The organism is Priestia sp. FSL W8-0524 (assembly GCF_038005965.1).
GTDB classification, from domain to species: Bacteria; Bacillota; Bacilli; order Bacillales; family Bacillaceae_H; genus Priestia; species Priestia zanthoxyli.
In genome coordinates, this window is the sequence record NZ_JBBOUG010000001.1 from 3883177 (window position 1) to 3902506 (window position 19330).

Annotated in this window: 18 protein-coding genes; 1 reads left to right on the forward strand and 17 read right to left on the reverse strand. The window is 40.3% G+C overall.

Annotated elements, in window-relative coordinates; translation table 11 throughout:
* Positions 1-16 precede the first annotated feature (16 nt).
* The 16 genes from ffh to NST66_RS20405 form a co-directional block, all read right to left on the reverse strand.
* Entirely contained in the window at positions 17-1360 is a 1344-nt protein-coding gene (gene ffh, locus NST66_RS20330; protein WP_028411443.1) for a signal recognition particle protein, read from the reverse strand.
* A 12-nt stretch (positions 1361-1372) separates the two neighbouring features.
* Positions 1373-1705 (reverse strand): putative DNA-binding protein, encoded by a 333-nt coding sequence (locus NST66_RS20335; RefSeq protein ID WP_025750337.1) that lies wholly within the window; start codon positions 1703-1705, stop codon positions 1373-1375.
* Positions 1706-1978: 273 nt separating this feature from the next.
* Positions 1979-2977: a signal recognition particle-docking protein FtsY gene (gene ftsY, locus NST66_RS20340; RefSeq protein ID WP_013058902.1), complete on the reverse strand. Its 999-nt coding sequence runs from the start codon at positions 2975-2977 to the stop codon at positions 1979-1981.
* A 25-nt stretch (positions 2978-3002) separates the two neighbouring features.
* On the reverse strand, positions 3003-6563 hold the full coding sequence (smc, locus tag NST66_RS20345; protein WP_328173617.1) for a chromosome segregation protein SMC: 3561 nt from the start codon (positions 6561-6563) through the stop codon (positions 3003-3005).
* Positions 6564-6640: 77 nt separating this feature from the next.
* Positions 6641-7387 carry a ribonuclease III gene (gene rnc / locus NST66_RS20350; RefSeq protein WP_013058904.1) on the reverse strand — a complete coding sequence of 249 codons (747 nt, stop codon included), beginning with the start codon at positions 7385-7387 and terminating at the stop codon, positions 6641-6643.
* 181 nt (positions 7388-7568) lie between these two features.
* Positions 7569-7802, reverse strand: a complete 234-nt coding sequence (gene acpP, locus NST66_RS20355; RefSeq protein ID WP_013058905.1) for an acyl carrier protein — start codon at positions 7800-7802, stop codon at positions 7569-7571.
* A 138-nt stretch (positions 7803-7940) separates the two neighbouring features.
* Complete coding sequence (gene fabG / locus NST66_RS20360; RefSeq protein ID WP_013058906.1) at positions 7941-8681, reverse strand: 3-oxoacyl-[acyl-carrier-protein] reductase; 741 nt, start codon at positions 8679-8681, stop codon at positions 7941-7943.
* Between the two features lies 1 nt (position 8682).
* Positions 8683-9627: an ACP S-malonyltransferase gene (gene fabD / locus NST66_RS20365; protein ID WP_034265275.1), complete on the reverse strand. Its 945-nt coding sequence runs from the start codon at positions 9625-9627 to the stop codon at positions 8683-8685.
* A 3-nt stretch (positions 9628-9630) separates the two neighbouring features.
* On the reverse strand, positions 9631-10635 hold the full coding sequence (plsX, locus tag NST66_RS20370; RefSeq protein WP_028410795.1) for a phosphate acyltransferase PlsX: 1005 nt from the start codon (positions 10633-10635) through the stop codon (positions 9631-9633).
* Between the two features lie 20 nt (positions 10636-10655).
* The gene (gene fapR / locus NST66_RS20375) at positions 10656-11219 is read right to left on the reverse strand and encodes a transcription factor FapR (RefSeq protein WP_013058909.1); all 564 of its coding nucleotides are present in this window, start codon (positions 11217-11219) and stop codon (positions 10656-10658) included.
* Positions 11220-11482: 263 nt separating this feature from the next.
* Complete coding sequence (recG, locus tag NST66_RS20380; RefSeq protein WP_033579773.1) at positions 11483-13531, reverse strand: ATP-dependent DNA helicase RecG; 2049 nt, start codon at positions 13529-13531, stop codon at positions 11483-11485.
* Positions 13524-14411, reverse strand: a complete 888-nt coding sequence (sdaAA, locus tag NST66_RS20385; RefSeq protein ID WP_013084817.1) for an L-serine ammonia-lyase, iron-sulfur-dependent, subunit alpha — start codon at positions 14409-14411, stop codon at positions 13524-13526. The genes recG and sdaAA overlap by 8 nt, the downstream gene beginning before the upstream one ends.
* A 79-nt stretch (positions 14412-14490) precedes the next feature.
* The gene (gene sdaAB, locus NST66_RS20390; protein WP_028411448.1) at positions 14491-15153 is read right to left on the reverse strand and encodes an L-serine ammonia-lyase, iron-sulfur-dependent subunit beta; all 663 of its coding nucleotides are present in this window, start codon (positions 15151-15153) and stop codon (positions 14491-14493) included.
* Positions 15154-15365: 212 nt separating this feature from the next.
* Positions 15366-16394: a PTS sugar transporter subunit IIC gene (locus tag NST66_RS20395; RefSeq protein WP_016765419.1), complete on the reverse strand. Its 1029-nt coding sequence runs from the start codon at positions 16392-16394 to the stop codon at positions 15366-15368.
* Between the two features lie 196 nt (positions 16395-16590).
* Positions 16591-18258: a DAK2 domain-containing protein gene (locus tag NST66_RS20400; RefSeq protein WP_340843677.1), complete on the reverse strand. Its 1668-nt coding sequence runs from the start codon at positions 18256-18258 to the stop codon at positions 16591-16593.
* A 16-nt stretch (positions 18259-18274) separates the two neighbouring features.
* The gene (locus NST66_RS20405) at positions 18275-18637 is read right to left on the reverse strand and encodes an Asp23/Gls24 family envelope stress response protein (protein ID WP_013058913.1); all 363 of its coding nucleotides are present in this window, start codon (positions 18635-18637) and stop codon (positions 18275-18277) included.
* 314 nt (positions 18638-18951) lie between these two features.
* Between NST66_RS20405 and rpmB the strand changes: the two genes are divergently transcribed.
* On the forward strand, positions 18952-19140 hold the full coding sequence (gene rpmB / locus NST66_RS20410) for a 50S ribosomal protein L28 (RefSeq protein WP_013058914.1): 189 nt from the start codon (positions 18952-18954) through the stop codon (positions 19138-19140).
* A gap of 57 nt (positions 19141-19197) precedes the next feature.
* Here rpmB and spoVM read toward each other — a convergent pair whose 3' ends face one another.
* Positions 19198-19278 carry a stage V sporulation protein SpoVM gene (gene spoVM / locus NST66_RS20415; RefSeq protein ID WP_016765421.1) on the reverse strand — a complete coding sequence of 27 codons (81 nt, stop codon included), beginning with the start codon at positions 19276-19278 and terminating at the stop codon, positions 19198-19200.
* Positions 19279-19330: the final 52 nt, after the last annotated feature.

Sequence of the window (19330 nt, forward strand, 5' to 3'; positions counted from 1 at the left end):
CAAATCAAGCATTTTATCATGAAAAGAATGGAAGTTTCATACCCTTTTTCTTGCCTTTTGACATATTTGTCATTTGTTTCATCATTTTTTTCATGTCTTCAAATTGTTTAAGCAAACGATTGACTTCTTGTACAGAACGTCCGCTTCCTTTTGCAATACGCTTTCTTCGACTTGAATTAATGATTTCAGGGTTTGTTTTTTCCGCTTTCGTCATCGAACGAATAATTGCTTCTACATGATTAATTTGCTTTTCATCAACCTGCAGGTTTTTGAGCCCCTTTACTTTATTGGCGCCCGGAAGCATACCAATTAGCTCATCAAGCGGTCCCATTTGACGCACCTGAGCAAGTTGATCTAAAAAGTCATCAAATGTAAATGACTGCGTGCGCAGCTTAGCTTCAAGCTCTTTTGCCTTTTCAGCATCTACATTTGCCTGAGCCTTTTCGATAAGCGTCAGCACATCACCCATACCTAAGATACGGGAAGCCATACGCTCTGGGTGGAATGCTTCAATAGCATCCATCTTTTCTCCAAGACCGACAAACTTAATTGGTGTATCAGTTACTGCACGAATAGAAAGCGCTGCACCACCGCGCGTATCGCCGTCTAGTTTCGTTAATACAACGCCAGTTAATCCTAATTGCTTATTAAAGCTATCCGCAACGTTTACTGCATCTTGACCCGTCATCGCATCGACAACAAGGAAAATTTCGTCTGGGTTAGAAAGCTCTTTGATCTGTTCTAACTCCTCCATTAGATTTTCATCAACATGCAAACGTCCCGCTGTATCAATTAATACATAATCGTGATGCTCTTCTTTCGCATGAGCAATAGCTTGTTTCGCAATCTCCACAGGACTTACTTGATCACCTAATGAAAAAACAGACATGCTAAGCTGTTTCCCTAGTGTTTCAAGCTGTTTAATAGCTGCCGGACGATAAATATCTGCTGCTACAAGCAATGGATTACGGTTATATTTTTTACGTAATAAATTGGCAAGTTTACCAGTTGTTGTTGTTTTACCTGCACCTTGAAGTCCAACCATCATAATTACAGTTGGAGCTTTTGGAGCTACTGCAATCTTGCTTTGCTCTCCGCCCATAAGTGCAGTTAATTCTTCTTGTACAACCTTAATAACTTGCTGTCCAGGCGTTAAGCTCTTAAGAACGTCTTGACCTACAGCACGTTCGCTTACGCGCTTAACAAAGTCTTTTACTACTTTAAAGTTTACATCGGCTTCTAAAAGGGCAAGTCTAACTTCACGCATCATTTCTTTAACATCAGCTTCGTTAACTTTTCCTTTTCCTTTTAACTTTTGCAGTGTGCTTTGCAAACGGTCGGCTAATCCTTCAAATGCCATATACGCCGCCCCCTAATCTAATTTCTCGAGCGAATCAAGAAGAGAAGAAAGCTTACTGTTCTTGTGTAAGTCGGCTGCAAGTTCGTCTTTCAGTTGTTGAACAATTGATTGACGCTCTTGAAACCGTTGAAATAACAATAGCTTTTCCTCATATTGTTCAAGCATTTGCTCTGTACGTTTTATATTATCATAAACTGCTTGACGACTCACATCAAATTCTTCCGCTATTTCACCGAGGGAATAATCATCCAAGTAATAAAGTGACATATAACTTCTTTGTTTGGGCGTCAACAGCGCCTGATAGAAGTCAAATAAGTAATTCATTCTTGTTGTTTTCTCGAGCATATGCACGCTCTTTTCAACCATCTGACCGCCCCCTTGTTAAGTGAAAAGCCTTTACATGTTATTAGTTTAACTAGGCGAGGTTTGAATGTCAAGTTTTTTCCTTAACACCTCACATTTTTCCACTTAAAAGAGATGGAAACATAACTAAATTACTTCAATTTAAAGACGACTAAATATGAAACCTGCGTCCACCCTACTAATAAAAAGATCCGAACGATTAATCGTTCGGATCTTCCTTCAACGAAGATACTTTTATCCCAGCCTCTTTTTAGATTACGCCTCTTTTTCTGTTTCTTCTTCTACAGCATTGGCAAATAACCCATAGATATATTGCTCCGTGTCAAACGGCTGAAGGTCGTCTACTTTTTCTCCAAGTCCAACGAATTTAACAGGAAGCTTCAGTTCGTTTCGAATGGCAAGAACAATCCCGCCTTTAGCCGTACCATCTAGTTTTGTTAACACAATTCCAGTCACGTTCGTTGCTTCTGAGAATGTTTTAGCCTGACTTAAAGCGTTTTGACCCGTCGTCGCATCAAGTACGAGAAGCACTTCATGCGGAGCACCAGGAATTTCTCGCTCAATAACACGCTTTACTTTCTCTAATTCTTTCATTAAATTCACTTTGTTTTGAAGGCGACCTGCTGTATCACATAATAAAACATCTGCTTTTCGAGCCTTGGCTGACTGAACAGCGTCATACATGACAGCGGCAGGGTCAGAGCCTGCAGATTGCTTAATAACATCAACACCAACGCGTTCTCCCCATACTTCTAACTGCTCAATCGCACCGGCACGGAACGTATCTCCTGCCGCCATTACGACTTTTTTGCCTTCTTGTTTGAATTTATGTGCAATTTTCCCAATTGTTGTTGTTTTTCCAACGCCGTTTACCCCTACAAACAAAATAACCGTTAAATCATTTTGCTGCATATTTAATTCACCAATCTGCTCTTCACCAGATTCATAAATATCAATTAATTTCTCAGAGATGACAGCCTGTACATCTTGAGGGTCCTTAATATTACGGCGTTTCACTTCCGATTTTAAGTCATCAATTAAATCCAACACGGTAGCCACGCCGACATCAGCGCTAATTAAAATTTCCTCTAATTCCTCAAAAAACTCTTCGTCTACTTGACGATAGCGAGACACTAGATCATTCACACGTTCCGAAAAAGAATTGCGTGTTTTTGATAGTCCATCTTTAAATTTTTGTGTAACAGAATCCGTTTGCATTGTAATTTTTTCTTTTAATTTCTTAAAAAAGCTCATTCGTACCACCCTTTCATTCTATGAGTTAAACATATTGCTTTGATTCTTCTAAACGAACAGAGACTAATTTCGATACGCCAGATTCTTGCATTGTCACACCGTACAGTACGTCAGCTTCTTCCATTGTACCTTTTCGGTGAGTAATAACAATGAACTGTGTTTGATTACTAAATTTGCGTAGATACGTAGCGAAGCGATGAACGTTCGCTTCATCAAGCGCCGCTTCCACTTCATCTAGCACACAAAACGGCACCGGACGTACTTTCAAAATAGAAAACAGGAGGGCAATGGCTGTTAACGAACGCTCGCCGCCTGACAGCAACCCTAGATTCTGCAGTTTTTTCCCAGGAGGCTGGGCAACAATTTCCACTCCTGTATTTAATAAATCTTTCGGATCTGTTAATTTCAAATCCGCTTTTCCTCCTCCGAATAGTGAAGAGAACACTGTACCAAATTCATTGCGGATACGAGAGAACGTATCAGAAAAACGTTTCTTCATTTCCTCGTCCATTTCTTCAATCACTTGATACAGGGTATTTTTCGCTTCGTCGAGGTCAGCTCGCTGCGTATTTAAAAATTCATAGCGTTCTGAAACGCGTTCGTATTGTTCGATAGAACCTAAGTTTACGGTTCCTAATTCATCAATTGCCAGCTTAATGAGCTTGATTTTTTTCCTTGCTTCTTGAATATCTAATGTTAAAGGATACTTTTCTTTTGCTGCTTCAAAGCTAATTTCGTACTCTTCTGTCAGCTGCTGGAGACGGCTGTCTAGCTCTACGTCAATTCGATTGATTTTGACTTCTTCATCTTTTAAAGCATCCGTAATTTGTTTGTACTGACGCTGGAGCTCTTTTACAACCCTTTCTTCGTCTTCAAGCTTATTCTGGGCTTTCAACCGCTCTGATCTGCAGTCATCCATTAATTGTAACGTTTCTGTCTTTTCTTTTATTCGCTCATGCGCCGCTTCTTCGAGCTGAAGTTCACCCGAGTCGTTGCTCGTGATTTCACTCGTTAAAAGAGAAAGATCATCTGTAGCTTCAGACAAACGCTGAATGGTTTGATCAAGCTCAAAGCACACTCTTTCGTATTTTTCTTGCTGATTTGTAAGGAACTGTTCTTTTTTCGCAAGAAGCACTTTTACTTCTGTAAGCTCATGTTGAACCGTTTCTTTAGACGTTTGCTGTGTATGCTTGCGTGCAGCTAACTCGTCAATGTTTTTCTCTAATACATTTGCCTGCTGCTGATTTCCCTGCAAACTCGTATGCAGCTCATCAATTCGAGCGGACAAGCTTGTTTGATCTTGTCTAAAGCTAGCAATATCATGATCATACATGGTTAAGCGGTCATTCACTGCTTTTTCTTCGATGTCAATTTGCTTTACTTCTCGGTCAGATTCCTGCTCTTTGTCTTTCAAGCGTTCCACAAATGCCTGCTGTTTATTAATTTCCTGTTGAAGCTCTTCAATCTGTGACTTTTTATCTTTCACATCTTGCTCGAGCACAAGCGTCTTTTGTTCCATCTCTTCTATTTTTGCCGTAATGGCTTCTACTTCACGCTGACGGCCTAACAAAGAGTTGGACTTTTGCTTCATTGAACCGCCTGTCATCGAACCACCGGGGTTGACCACATCCCCTTTAACGGTCACAAAACGATAGCGATGCTGCACAAGGCGGGCAAGTTCATTCGCGCCTTTTAAATCATTGACAACAATAACGGTTCCAAGCAAATTTTTAATAACTCGGTCGTAGGTAGCTTCGTATTTAACAAGAGATGAAGCGATTCCTACATACGCTTCGTGACTCTCTAGCATAGAAATAGTTTGCGCCGGAACATAACGGTCTTTTACAGACGTCAGTGGTAAAAATGTAGCTCTTCCGTAACCGTTTTGTTTCAAAAAGCCAATTGCCTGACGGGCACTTTGTTCGTCTTGAACGACAATGTGCTGAGCTGCTCCTCCAAGCGCAATTTCAAGCGCTGTTTCATACTCTTTTGGGACATTAATTAGCTCAGCAATGGCACCTTTAATACCTGCAAGCTTCCCATCACGCGCTTTTAATACTTCTTTTACACCGTGAAAATAACCTTCATAGTCTTCTTGCATCTCTTCAAGCATTTCTTTTCGTGATTTTGTCTGTTGCACGTACTGATAAGCTTGATAAAGCGTAGACTCTTGTTTACGATAGGCTTGCCTTAATGACTCAAGCTTCTCTCCTTGCTGCTTATACACTTGTACAGCCTGCTGAAGCTCTTGACGAAACTGAGCGAGCCTTTTGATCGCCGCTTCTTTTCGTTGCGTTAATTCACGGCGCTGTTGGACGTATTGCTCGTTGGATTTTGTTAAGCGCTGCTCTTTTTCAAACGTTTGCATTTTTTGCTGCTCTAAAAATGAAATTTCATTTCGAGCGGATGTTTGAGCGTTCGCTAATTCAAAATATTCGCTTTTCATCTGTTCAAGTTTTTCTTCTAGATTCTCACTGTACTGCCTGAACAACTGTTCCTGCTCAGTAAGCTTCAGACGTATCTCTTGCACTTCTTTTTGAGATTGCTCAAGATCTTTTCCTTCGCTGTCTTTTGCTTTACTTAGCTCTTGATGCTTATGAGTATACTCTTTTACTAAACGTTCCAGCTGCTCTTTATTTTGAAAAGCATTTTTCTTACGCTCTTTTAATACTTCTTTTTTGCCTTCTAGCTTTTCTACTTCTTCACTTACATATAGTAGTTTTTTATGTAAAGAGTCTAGCTGTTCATCGATTTGCTGAATATGCGAACGAAGGGTCTGAATTTCTCCTTCACGCGTGCGAATATTGGTCGCGAGAGATTCTTCAAGCTGCTCGTGCTGAGCCATTTCAGCTTTTAATTTTTCCCATTTCTGATGAAGATCTTCAACTTCAAATACCGTAACAGCCACATCAATGTGCTCTAATTCTTCTTTTTTCTGCAAATAATCTTTTGCAATGGACGACTGAATCTGTAAAGGCTCTAACTGACCTTCAATTTCATGAAGAATATCTACTACTCGATTTAAATTTTCTTGCGTTTCGAGAAGCCGAAGCTCCGCTTTTCGTTTACGCGTTTTGTATTTTAATACACCTGCTGCTTCTTCAAAAATTTTACGGCGCTCGTCAGATTTACTGCTTAGTACTTCTTCTACTTTTCCTTGACTGATAATCGAAAAAGCTTCTCTTCCAAGTCCTGAGTCCATAAATAAATCGACAATATCTTTTAAACGGCACGGCTGGTTGTTAATAAAAAATTCACTGTCTCCTGAGCGGTACACGCGCCGTGTAATACTAACTTCATGATAATCAAGCGGGAGAAACTGGTCATCATTTTCCAAAGTCAGCGTTACGTCAGCCACGTTTACCGCACGGCGTGATTCGCTTCCTGCAAAAATAATGTCCTCCATTTTCCCTCCACGAAGCGATTTGGCTGACTGTTCTCCAAGCACCCAGCGTATAGCATCCGTAATGTTGCTTTTTCCGCTCCCATTCGGTCCTACTACCGCCGTTACACCTGGCACAAAATCTATCGATACTTTTTCTGCAAACGATTTGAACCCTGCAATATCTAATCGTTTGAGGAACATAGAAATCCCCCCTCACACATGTAATCTTTTCATAGCAAATCCCCCTTTATAACGAATGCGTTAAGAGGGGGATCATTTTATTTCGTTTGACTTGCTCTAATTTTCGTAATAGCTACTTGAGCTGCTTTTTGCTCTGCTTCTTTTTTCGAACGGCCTACACCAACGCCGAGCTCTTCACCATTTAACGATACGCGAGATAAGAATTCGCGATTATGCGCTGGACCTTTTTCTTGCAAAACTTTGTATTCTAATTGTCCAACTCCATCACGTTGAATCACTTCTTGAAGCTGGCTTTTGAAATCCATCACATGAGAAAAAGCACCTTCATTAATTTTTGGAAAGACAACTTTTTTTAGAATCGTTACTACCGTATCAAGCCCTTGGTCTAAATAAAGAGCTCCGATAAATGCTTCAAACACATCGGCCAGTAAAGCCGGTCTAGATCGGCCGCCCGTCATCTCTTCACCTTTTCCAAGTAACACTAGTTTACCAAAATCCATTTCATTTGCAAAAGTAACAAGCGACGGTTCACACACAACTGCTGCACGAAGCTTCGTTAACTCACCTTCACTCATCGTTGGATACTTTTTAAATAAAAATTGTGATACGGTTAGCTCTAATACGGCATCTCCTAAAAACTCAAGACGCTCGTTGTCTTCATACGGTCTTCTGCGATGCTCATTCACATAGGATGAATGTGTAAATGCTTGAAAAAGAAGCGCTTCATTTGTAAACTGAATACCAATTTCCTTTTGAAACTCGGCAAAATTTTGCTTGAATTTCACGTTCATCTTTCGATCTCGATTTGAATATTGTTTAGGCATAAAATACCTCCGCTTACCTGCTTCAATTGTTTCGTAGTTTTTCCCTACCATCTCTCATTATAAAACGAGGTATCCTAAAAGATACACTACCTTTTCAAAAAAAAGAGGTCTTTTTTTGAAATTCTTAAAAAGAAGAGAAAGCCCCGCTGTTTAACGGGGCTTTTCATACATATACTACAGATTAAATTTGGCTCTGTATGTAATTAACTGCATCTCCTACAGTTGAAATTTTTTCAGCTTCTTCGTCAGAAATTTCGATATCGAATTCCTCTTCAAGCTCCATTACAAATTCAACTACGTCTAGAGAGTCAGCACCTAAGTCTTCTTTGAAACTAGATTCTAGTTTCACTTCACTTTTGTCTACACCAAGACGATCAACAATGATTGTTGTTACGCGTTCTAGTACCTCTGCCATTGTTCTTCACCTCCCCTCAAGTCATTATAGATGATTTCCATCTAAAATACTATGGTTGAATAATAAAGTTTATCGGTCGCCTAGTAAACGTCCCTTTGTACTTTATCACCAAATTGCACTTTTCGTAAAGTGCCTTTTTTACATCACCATTCCGCCGTCAACGTGAATCGTTTGACCGGTAATATAACGGCTTGCATCTGATGCTAAAAACGCAACTGCGTTCGCAACATCCTCAGGCTGGCCAAAACTTGCAAGAGGAATTTGCTTTAACATTTCCGCCTGAACTTCTTCATTCAATTTATCCGTCATGTCTGTTGCAATGAAACCAGGAGCAACTGCATTCACTGTAATATTGCGGCTTGCTAATTCTTTGGCAGTTGTTTTTGTTAAACCAATCACGCCTGATTTTGCTGCTACATAATTTGCTTGTCCAGCATTACCGCTGACGCCGACAATTGATGAAATGTTAATGATGCGTCCTGCGCGTTGCTTCATCATTTGACGAGTAACCGCTTTTGTACACAAAAACACGCCTTTTAAGTTTGTATTAATAACATCATCCCATTCGTCTTCTTTCATACGCATAAGAAGATTATCACGTGTGATGCCCGCGTTGTTTACTAAAATATCTACTGAACCAAATGTAGAAATCGCTTCTTTTATCATTGCTTGTACAGAATCACTTTCTGCCACATTTGCTTGTACAGCAATTGCATCCGTTCCTAGTCCTTTAATTTCATCCACAACTTCAAGAGCTTTCGCTTCGCTTCCAGAATAGTTTACAACTACTTTAGCACCAAGCTTTCCCAGCTCAATTGCAACGGCACGACCAATTCCGCGAGAAGCGCCTGTTACAACTGCAACTTTCCCTTGTAACATGTTATTCTCCCCCTTTTAGTGCGTCAATCGTTGATTTTAATGATGTAAGATCATTAACAGCGTAAACAGCCGCACGGCGATTTACTTTTTTCACAAGACCTGATAATACTTTTCCTGGTCCAATTTCAACAAATGTATCTACACCTTCTGCAAGAAGTGTCTCAACTGTTTCTTCCCATCTCACTGGAGAATACAGTTGTTCCACTAGCTTGTTTTGAATATCTTGACTGTCAGTAACCGGCTTTGCTGTTACGTTTGCTATGACTGGAACTTTCGCATCGCTAAAGCCCACTGTTTCTAGCGTATCACGTAATTTTTCAGCAGCTGGCTTCATTAAACTAGAGTGAAACGGACCGCTTACCACTAGAGGAATCACGCGTTTTGCACCTTTTTCTTTGGCAAGAGCTCCTGCTTTTTCTACGCCATTTACCGTACCTGAAATAACAATTTGACCCGGACAGTTAATATTTGCAAGCTGAACAGCGTCGCCTTCGTTTGTAATTTGAGCGGTAACGGCTTCTAGATCTTCCGCAGACATGCCAAGCACTGCTGCCATTGTACCTTGACCTGCTGGTACAGCTTCGTCCATATAGCGACCTCTTTTGTGAACAGCCACAACAGCATCTTTAAACGATAAAACCTCAGCAGCCACAAGCGCACTGTATTCTCCTAGACTGTGACCCGCAACAAAATCGGGTGTAATTCCGCTCGTTTTAAACGCTTCAAGCAGCATTGTACTCGTTGTTAAAAGAGCAGGTTGAGCGTGATAAGTTAAAGTCAATTCTTCTTGAGGCCCTTCAAAAATAATGTTTGAAAGACTGAACCCTAAAGCTTCGTCAGCTGTATCAATCAGCTTTTTTGCTTCCTCTGTTTCATCATATAAATCTTTTCCCATACCAACAGTTTGTGACCCTTGGCCTGGAAAGATAAAAGCAATTTTCCCCATTTCTTATCTCTCCTTTTCTTCATTAGCAGTTTGTTCGATTGCTTTTTGAATAGTGGAAGACACATTGTTTTCCACCATATTCACAGCTTGCTTAATCGCGCTAAATACTGCATTCGCATCCGACGAACCGTGCGCTTTGATAACAGGCGCATGCAATCCAAACAGCCCTGCTCCTCCATATTCACTGTAATCCATTTTCGCTTTTAAACCCTGCAGCTGAGGCTTGAGTACCGCTGCGGCTAACTTGCTTTTTAACGTGCTCATTAATTCTTGTTTAATCATTGAAAACAAGGAAAGCGCCGTTCCCTCAATGCTCTTAAGAGTCATATTTCCTGTAAAACCATCTGTTACAACCACATCGGCTACGCCGTTTAGCAAATCACGAGATTCTACGTTGCCTACAAAATTGAGATCAGCGTTTTTTAGTAGCTGAAAAGCTTGTTTGGTTAAGTCATTTCCTTTTTTATCTTCAGTTCCAATGTTCAACAGTCCCACTCTAGGAGCTTGAATGCCGCGTACTTTTTCGGCATACACCGACCCCATCACAGCGTACTGGAGCAAATGTTCAGGCTTGGCATCAACATTTGCACCAACATCTAGCATTAAAAAGCCTTTTCCATCTAGTGTCGGAAGCGTCGGAGCAAGTGCTGGGCGTTCAATGCCTTTGATGCGACCTACAATAAAAAGTCCGGCTGTCATTAACGCACCTGTATTTCCTGCTGAAATACAAGCATCGGCACGACCTTCGGCTACTTCATTTGCCATTAATACCATAGATGCTTGTTTTTTACGACGCACAGCTCGCACTGGCTCGTCAGTTGCATCAATGGTTTCTTCTGTATGAATAATCGAAATACGATCTGAATTCGTTAAATACTTTTTTATTTCTGATTCGTTTCCAATTAACGTAATATGTAATTCTTTAAATTGAGCAGTAGCTTTTTCTACACCTTCAATAATGGCTTTCGGTGCATGATCTCCGCCCATTGCATCAATAGCTAGTTTCATGTTGGGTCTCATCCTTTTTATTATTTATCCTTTGTAGAACGATACATTTTAAAAGTGCCAGAGAACACTTGCTCTTGCCCTACATAGCTGTTTACCTCAACGGTGGTTCGCACTTCACTAGTTGACAGAACTTTCGCTTTTGCTATCACTCGTTCATGAAGCTTAACAGGGCGATGATAACGGATCGACGCATCTGCTGTGAGCGCTAGTTCGTTGTTAATAACAGCGACAGCTAACGAATTAGCTTGCGCAAAAAGGTGGTGACCACGAGCAATTTGATTACGCTGAAACACATGCTCTGTTTTCACATCAAAAATAGATATCGCTGATTGATCTAGTTCAATGTCGATAACTTCTCCAATTACTTCTTCAATCGGAAGCGAACGCACTTCCTCGTCTAGTTGTTTTGAAGCTACATGCTTAATACGTTCTCGCAGTTCAGGAATCGACAACTCTAGGCGGTCTAATCGAATTGTTTGAACGCTCACTGAAAAACGGTCTGCTAGTTCTTCATCCGTAATAAATGGGTTTTCTTCAATTGTCGTTTTTAATAGCTGCTGTCTTTCTTTTTTACTGCGCTTCATTGTCCACCATCCGAACTTTTAATACTAGGTACTAATAGCAGTATATAATCATTGCCTTCTAATTGCAACATTTTTCACATGCTGTATTCTGTGCATCACACTATGGATATTCATGACTATTAACAGCCGCTAAAAGTATCTACATACATGAAACCGACGTTCACCCTGCCAATGAAAAAATCCGAACGAGTTGGATTCTTCATCAAGAATCTCGATTCATCGTTCGGATTTCCCTTCAACTAAACTACTTTCAGCCTCTTTTACTAATCAAATTTTTCTCCAGTTAATACGCCCGTTGCTTCTAATTGTATTCTCAGCAGCGCAAACTGCTCTTCTGTCCAAAAACTGTCGGAATTTACAAGCTTAGCAGCATCTTCTCGAGCTACTTCAAGCGCACGGTAATCGTGCACCATATCCGCTACTTTAAACTCAGGCATCCCGCTTTGTTTTCTACCAAAGAAATCACCAGGCCCACGAAGCTCTAAGTCTCTTTCTGATAATACAAATCCATCGTTTGTTTCCGTCATAATGGTCATTCGTTCTTTTCCAACTTCTGATTTCGGATCCGCGAGTAGAATACAATATGACTGTGCATCTCCTCGTCCTACGCGTCCTCTTAGCTGATGAAGCTGAGATAACCCAAAGCGCTCTGCATCATAAATGACCATTACGGTTGCATTCGGAACGTTCACTCCTACTTCTACAACCGTTGTTGATACTAAAATCTGCACGTCATTTACGCTAAACTGTTTCATCACTTCTTCTTTTTCATCAGGTGACAATCTTCCGTGCATGAGACCAACGCTTGCTTTTCCATTAAAATAGTGAGTGAGTGTTGCATGCACATCAATTGCATTTTGAACATCCAGCTTGTCCGATTCTTCAATCAACGGACAAATAACATAAGCTTGTCTGCCATCGTGTATTTCTTTTTCAACGAAATGTAAAATACGTTCAAGCATATCATGTTTTACCCAGTACGTTTCAATAGCCTTACGTCCTGCTGGCATTTCATCGATAATGGACACATCCATTTCTCCAAACACCGTAATAGCAAGGGTTCTTGGAATAGGAGTCGCCGTCATAAACAGTACATCCGGACTTTCTCCTTTTTCACGTAAAACCCGGCGCTGTCCAACTCCAAAGCGGTGCTGTTCATCCGTAATGACGAGCCCTAAACTATTATATATAACTTCGTCTTGAATTAAGGCATGTGTACCTACTAATACATGAACATCTCCGTCTCTCACTCGCTGAAGCAGCTCTCTTCTTGCTTTTCCTTTAACAGACCCTGTTAGCAAGCCTACGCTGATGCCTACCTTTTCAAGCATCGCAGTTAATGACTCTGCATGCTGTTCAGCTAAAATTTCAGTCGGTACCATTAAAGCACCTTGATGTCCCGCTAAAACAGTGGCGTATAAAGCAACCGCTGCTACGACTGTTTTACCTGACCCTACATCACCTTGCAGCAAGCGATTCATGCGATAAGGCGATTTCATATCGTGCGTAATTTCGTTTACTACACGTTTTTGAGCGCTTGTTAACGGAAACGGCAGCAAGTTCGTGAAGTTTACTAGCTCAGTTGAATCAAATGCTTGCTTCATTCCAGGCGTTTCTTCTCTTTCGCGCTTTCTCAGCGCCTGCATTTTTAATTGAAAAAGTAGAAATTCTTCATAGACAAATCGACGTCTCGCTTGTTTTAAATCTTCATGATCACGAGGTAAGTGAATACTTCTAACCGCTTCTTCACGCGTTACTAGTTTGTACCTAGAACGAATAGAGGCCGGGAGCATATCCTGAATGCTGCTGCCATAATTCTTCAACGCAAGAGAGACGAACTTCCGCATTCCTTTGACCGTTAAGCTGCCTTTAACTGAGTAAACAGGCTCAATCGTTTGATTTTTAACAAACGGAGAAAATTGAAGCTCCTGCAAGTTAATCGTTTGCCGATGCTGATCCCATTTCCCTGTAACCGTAACAGTTTGATCGATTTCTAACTTTGATTTATAGTAAGGGCGATTAAAACAAGTAACCGTAATCAAATAGCGGTTTACTAGCAGCCGAAACGTAAGGCGCGAACGTTTTTTGCCGTAATACGTAAGCGAGGGGACGCTGTGAACCTTTCCTTCTACGGTGACCTTTTCGTCGTGCTTTGCTTCAGCCAAATCTTTTAACTCATAATCTTCATAGCGGTATGGGAAATGTTCTAACAAGTCATGCACACTGTGAATATGCATATCCTCTAATGCTTGTGCTGTTTCATCTCCAATACCTTTAATGGTTTTAATTGAAATAGTTGTTAGTTCATTCACTTTTATTTAATGCAATACCAAAGATCTTCGCTTCAAGCTCGCGACCTGTTGGTGTTGCCGCTAAGCCTCCTTGTGCAGTTTCTCGTAATGCAACCGGCATTGTTTGACCAATTTTATACATAGCATCAATGACTTCATCACATGGAATACGACTTGTAATGCCTGCTAAGGCCATATCTGCTGCAATCATTGCATTCGCCGCTCCCATTGCGTTTCGTTTCACACATGGAACTTCTACTAGCCCCGCTACTGGGTCACATACTAATCCTAGCATATTTTTGAGAGTAATTGCCATTGCTTCAGCTGCCTGACTCGGTGTACCTCCTGCCATTTCAACAATCGCTGCCGCTGCCATACCTGAAGCTGAACCAACTTCTGCTTGACATCCGCCTGCTGCTCCTGAAATAGACGCATTATTGGCTACAACAAACCCAAAAGCACCTGATGTAAATAAAAATTCAATCATTTCTTTACGAGTTGGGTTTAGCTTATGTTGCACTGCAAACAGCGTTCCTGGCACTACCCCCGCAGATCCAGCAGTAGGCGTTGCACAGATTGTCCCCATTGCCGCATTTACTTCGTTTGTCGCTACAGCTTTGCTGACTGCATCTAAAATCAAATTTCCAGATAAAGATTTTCCGCTTTGAATATAGTTTTGAAGCAGCACTGCATCCCCGCCTGTTAAACCTGTAACAGACTGTACCCCTTTTAAACCGCGTTCAACCGCTTCTTCCATAACCGTTAAGTTCCGGTCCATTTTTTCCATGATTTCTTCACGAGTAACTCCCGTGATATCTATTTCCTGTTGAATCATAATTTCTGCAATTTTTACATTTTGACTTTCTGCTAATTCTACTAGTTCTGCTACATTTCGAAACATAGTAACCTCCGCTATTATTCTGTCTTATTTTCACTTTAGAACCATATATAATTATTCGATTTATTCTCCCAGGCCTTTCCTATTCAACCATTCTTGTTACTTGAATAATGTGAGGCAATGTTTTTAACTCTTCAATTACATCATCTTCAATATTCGTATCCATTTCAATTGCCATAAGCGCTACTTCGCCGCGCTCTTTGCGAGATACTTCCATATGTCCGATATTAATTGAATGTTTCATCAAAATATTTGTAACGGTCGCAATGGCACCAAATCGATCATTATGCACAACGAGAATAGCTGGATTCATGCCTGATAAATTTAATTCAAATCCGTTAAGCTCCGTAATTTGAATTTTTCCTCCGCCAATTGAAATTCCAACAACTTCAATTTCCTTTAATCCGTCGCTCATTTTGATGCGAGCAGTATTCGGATGGTCTGTGATTGCCGCTTCCTCAACAAATGTGACGTCAATTCCTTCTTTTTTAGCCAAGTCCAAAGACTCCGGAATACGCTGATCGAATGTATCAAAATCTAAAATACCGCCAATCAACGCTACGTCTGTTCCGTGCCCTTTATACGTTTGAGCAAAAGAACCGTACAATGAAACCACAACTTTTGTGGGCTGCTTACCAAAGAGTGTTCGGGCAACGCGTCCAATACGCGCTGCACCAGCCGTATGTGAACTAGATGGTCCAATCATTACCGGACCAATAATATCAAAGACAGATTTATATTTCATAAGGATTTTCCCCCTGCTATTTAGACATTGTTATTACTTATATGTTACTTGAGCTTTTGACTTTTTGGAAGCTTTGTTTCACGCTCTTAAAAAATTTAAAAATTCTCATTTTTGTTAGAGATTCACGCACAAAAAAAGCGGTGTATTTATCCATAAAAATAGGATAAGTACACCGCTTTTTTTGCTATGTTATGCAGGAAAAGATGAATTACTTACGCTGCTTCTTGCTCTGAAGCTACATCGTCTACTGTTTTAATTTTAAAGTTTTTAAAAACAACTGAACCTATAAACCCAGCTAATGCTCCCGCTAGTGCACAAAGTACTGCACAAATTGTGACCTTCATAGGGTCATTAAACCCAAACATCACTGCAAGTCCTGCGATTGGCGTTGCCGTGCCTGCAGCATCATTTACTAATCCGAACAGAGCCACAACTACACCCGCTAGTGCCCCTCCAACAAAGTTGGTAATGTAAATAGGAATTGGATTGGCTGAAATAATATTCGCTTGTGTTAAAGGTTCAACTGCAACTGAAATGGTTGTACGACGATCCCCAATTTTTAATCGATCAAACAGCACATAGTTCATGAAAGAAGAACCAAACACAGCAAGAGCTCCAATCGCCATAGGCAATCCCGTTAACCCTAGCATAGCCGTTAAAGCCATTGAGCTAAGCGGAGCCGTTGCTACTACTGTAATAACTCCCCCTAAAATAATTCCCATCAAAATAGGGCTAGCACTTGTTGTATCTTTAATAATTCCTCCAATATTTAAAAGCGTCGCATCTACAATAGGTGAGAATGCATTACCAATTAATCTTGTTAAAGGTGCTGCAATTAAGATATTGCCTAATAAGTCTAGACCAGCAGGTGCCTTTTTCTCAATAAATTTCACTACAAATGCCATGAGGTATCCCGCAAAAAATCCAGGGAGCAAGCCTAGTCCTGAACACACCACGCCCATCATAAGAGCATATACAGGAGATACTCCTAACGCCAAAGCAACTAGTGCAGCTGCTGCAACTCCTCCCATTCCTCCTGCAGCCTTTCCAACTTCACCTAAGAATGAAATACCTAGTAAATCTCCTCCTACATATGACTGAAAGGCCTCTACGAGAAACGCAGCCACCGCTCCGCTTGCCAGAGCCCCCATCGCTTTCATGCCATAAGGTGCCTTGTTGCTAAACAACCAAAATAAAAATAAAACTAATAACAATAAACCTGTTCCTTTTAAAATATCCACTGTTGCCTCTCCTCTCATGCTGTTTTCTTTCACATTTGACTCAATCAGTTTTCAAAACTACCATACAAACGGGTTCTTTTCAACTAATATACCTAATATAACGAACGATTACAACATGTAAAAATAAAATAGTTCGTATTTAACTTAAAAAACACAAAAAAAGAAGCGCCCCTTGAGAGGAGTGCTTCTTTTTTTGTTATTCAATTGCAAAAATGTAAGAATATAAAGGTTGATCTCCTTTATGAAGCTCTACCTCAACTTCTTCAAACGTTTCTTCTACAAACGATGTTAGCGCTTCAGCTTCATCGTCTGAGACATCCTCTCCTTGAAGAATCGTAAGGATTTCCGCTTCGTCATCAATCATATAAGTCAATAGCTTTTTCGCTGCTTCTAATTTCTCTGAATGTTTTACGACGATTTTCTTTTCGGCAATACCCATAAAATCGCCTTTAGCTAATTCAAGACCATCAATATTTGTATCGCGAACTGCATACGTTACTTGCCCTGTTTTTACGTGCTGCAGAGCTTCTGTCATTGCTTCCTCGTTTTCTTTTAAGCTTTGCTGAGGATTAAATGATAGCAGCGCTGTCATTCCTTGAGGAACCGTTTTAGACGGGACAACCGAAACGTGACTGCCGGCAACAGCAGCCGCTTGGTTAGCAGCCATTACAATATTTCCGTTATTAGGTAAAATAAGTACCTGTTCTGCATTTGTTTCTTCAATCGCTTTGACAATATCCTCCGTACTTGGATTCATTGTTTGTCCGCCTTCAATGACAACCGTTGCCCCAAGGCTCTTGAACAATTCAGCAATTCCTTTTCCCATTGATACAGTAACAATGCCAAAGGGCTGTTTTTCAGCCTTTTTTACTGCAGGCTTTTCTTCATCTGAAACAATGCTGCTATGCTGTTCTCTCATGTTTTCAATCTTCATTTTAATTAAACTTCCATATTGCTGCCCGTAGTTTAACACTTCTCCAGGATGCTCGGCGTGAATATGAACTTTCACAATTTCATCATCAGATACTACAAGCAACGAGTCGCCCCATTTACTTAAATCTTGGCGAAACGTTTCTTCAGAAAATGTTTTAGCTGCGGGCTTATCCTCTTCCAGCCTTACCATAAATTCTGTACAATAGCCAAATTCAATATCTTCTGTATTCATATGGCTTTGCGCATGCTTATGATGCTCAGCATTTACAAGTTCATTCATCGAAGGAGCTGACATGGGTACACCCGGAAGTTTTTCACCTTTTAATTCAGCTAAAAACCCTTCATAAATTAAAACAAGCCCTTGACCTCCGCTATCCACTACGCCTACTTCTTTTAACACGGGTAAAAGATCTGGCGTGCGATTTAACGAAGCATTAGCTTCCTTAAGTACTTCTTCCATGAACAGAATCATATCAGATTGCTTTTTAGCAACAGCCGCTGCTTTTTTAGCAGTATCCTTAGCTACTGTTAAAATGGTTCCTTCGATTGGTTTCATAACAGCTTTATAAGCAGTTTCTACACCAAGCTCAAGAGCTTCAGCAAACTCAACTGTTGTAATCGCTGACTTTTGCTCAACCGATTTCGCAAAACCGCGGAATAATTGAGATAAAATAACTCCTGAATTACCGCGCGCGCCCATCAATAAGCCCTTAGACAAAGCTTGACTCACTTGACCGATGTGATCAGATAGTTTATTTTTCACTTCTTTAGCACCAGACGTAATCGATAAGTTCATATTTGTTCCAGTATCACCATCTGGTACAGGAAAAACGTTCAGCGCATCCACGTAATCTGCATTGTTAGATAGATGCTGGGCTCCTTGAAGCACCATTTCTCTAAACCGCTTTCCGTCCAACGTTGTCATTGACACGAATCTTCCTCCTTAATTAAACGTTCGTTACACGAACACCCTGCACATAAATATTTACTGAATCAACCGTTAGACCAACCGTTTGTTCCAGCGTGTATTTTACTTTTGTTTGCACATTATGAGCAATTTCAGAAATTTTTGTTCCATAGCTTACGATAATGTACATGTCGATATGTACGTCATCCTCTTCTTGTCTTACCACAATACCTCGTGTAAAGTTTTCTTTGCGAAGAATTTCTGTAAGACCATCTTTAAGCTGATTTTTTGAAGCCATTCCGACAATCCCGTAACAATCAACAGCTGCTCCTCCAGCAATTGTTGCAATTACATCTGTAGAAATATCAATTTGACCATACTTCGTTTTCATTTCGATGGACATACTCGTTCCCCTTTCTACTTTCATAGGTTATAAATATTCTACTATAATCAATCTCGTTTTAAAAGAGGCGTCCAGCTTGTCCCTTTTAAAGATGACAGTATTGGGTATCAACTTGTCTTAAAATAAGTAATTGCCCAAGTTATACCTATTTCTACTCTCTATATTATTGAACATAGATTCATTTTATATGTCAAGGAAAATTTCTTGAAAGCTTTTCTCCAGAACTATTGCATTCTCTTTAAGGCTGTGATAAATTAATATAGTATTTCTCAAAACAGAATTGAGTAGTTTTTTTGGTGTTAGGAGGGAAAATCATGGCACGCAAATGTGTAGTAACTGGTAGAAAAGCTCGTTCAGGTAACGCACGTTCTCACGCAATGAACGCTACTAAGCGTAAATGGGGTGCTAACGTTCAAAAAGTACGTATCTTAGTGAACGGTAAACCAAAACGTGTGTACGTTTCAGCTAGAGCCCTTAAGTCTGGTAAAGTTCAACGCGTTTAATCTTTATAATGAAAAAGCACCATATTTTATGGTGCTTCTTTTATTATTCCGGCGTTGTTAATCTTTTTTAAACGAATTAAGCATGACCTTTACGATCCCACCTAAAAACTTTGGAAGTTTGATTGTATAGAATTTCATACTGTCCCTCCTAACCGTCTCCACACTTTATCTCCTTTTAAAGAAAGCCCTA

What these genes read in the sequence shown, in the direction of transcription:
- ffh (WP_028411443.1), bottom strand. Translation starts at nt 1,360, where the DNA reads ATGGCATTTGAAGGATTAGCCGACCGTTTGCAAAGCACACTGCAAAAG.
- NST66_RS20335 (WP_025750337.1), bottom strand. Translation starts at nt 1,705, where the DNA reads ATGCTCGAGAAAACAACAAGAATGAATTACTTATTTGACTTCTATCAG.
- ftsY (WP_013058902.1), bottom strand. Translation starts at nt 2,977, where the DNA reads ATGAGCTTTTTTAAGAAATTAAAAGAAAAAATTACAATGCAAACGGAT.
- smc (WP_328173617.1), bottom strand. Translation starts at nt 6,563, where the DNA reads ATGTTCCTCAAACGATTAGATATTGCAGGGTTCAAATCGTTTGCAGAA.
- rnc (WP_013058904.1), bottom strand. Translation starts at nt 7,387, where the DNA reads ATGCCTAAACAATATTCAAATCGAGATCGAAAGATGAACGTGAAATTC.
- acpP (WP_013058905.1), bottom strand. Translation starts at nt 7,802, where the DNA reads ATGGCAGAGGTACTAGAACGCGTAACAACAATCATTGTTGATCGTCTT.
- fabG (WP_013058906.1), bottom strand. Translation starts at nt 8,681, where the DNA reads ATGTTACAAGGGAAAGTTGCAGTTGTAACAGGCGCTTCTCGCGGAATT.
- fabD (WP_034265275.1), bottom strand. Translation starts at nt 9,627, where the DNA reads ATGGGGAAAATTGCTTTTATCTTTCCAGGCCAAGGGTCACAAACTGTT.
- plsX (WP_028410795.1), bottom strand. Translation starts at nt 10,635, where the DNA reads ATGAAACTAGCTATTGATGCAATGGGCGGAGATCATGCACCGAAAGCC.
- fapR (WP_013058909.1), bottom strand. Translation starts at nt 11,219, where the DNA reads ATGAAGCGCAGTAAAAAAGAAAGACAGCAGCTATTAAAAACGACAATT.
- sdaAA (WP_013084817.1), bottom strand. Translation starts at nt 14,411, where the DNA reads ATGTTTCGAAATGTAGCAGAACTAGTAGAATTAGCAGAAAGTCAAAAT.
- sdaAB (WP_028411448.1), bottom strand. Translation starts at nt 15,153, where the DNA reads ATGAAATATAAATCTGTCTTTGATATTATTGGTCCGGTAATGATTGGA.
- NST66_RS20405 (WP_013058913.1), bottom strand. Translation starts at nt 18,637, where the DNA reads ATGTCCATCGAAATGAAAACGAAGTATGGTCAAATTGATATTTCTACA.
- rpmB (WP_013058914.1), top strand. Translation starts at nt 18,952, where the DNA reads ATGGCACGCAAATGTGTAGTAACTGGTAGAAAAGCTCGTTCAGGTAAC.
- spoVM (WP_016765421.1), bottom strand. Translation starts at nt 19,278, where the DNA reads ATGAAATTCTATACAATCAAACTTCCAAAGTTTTTAGGTGGGATCGTA.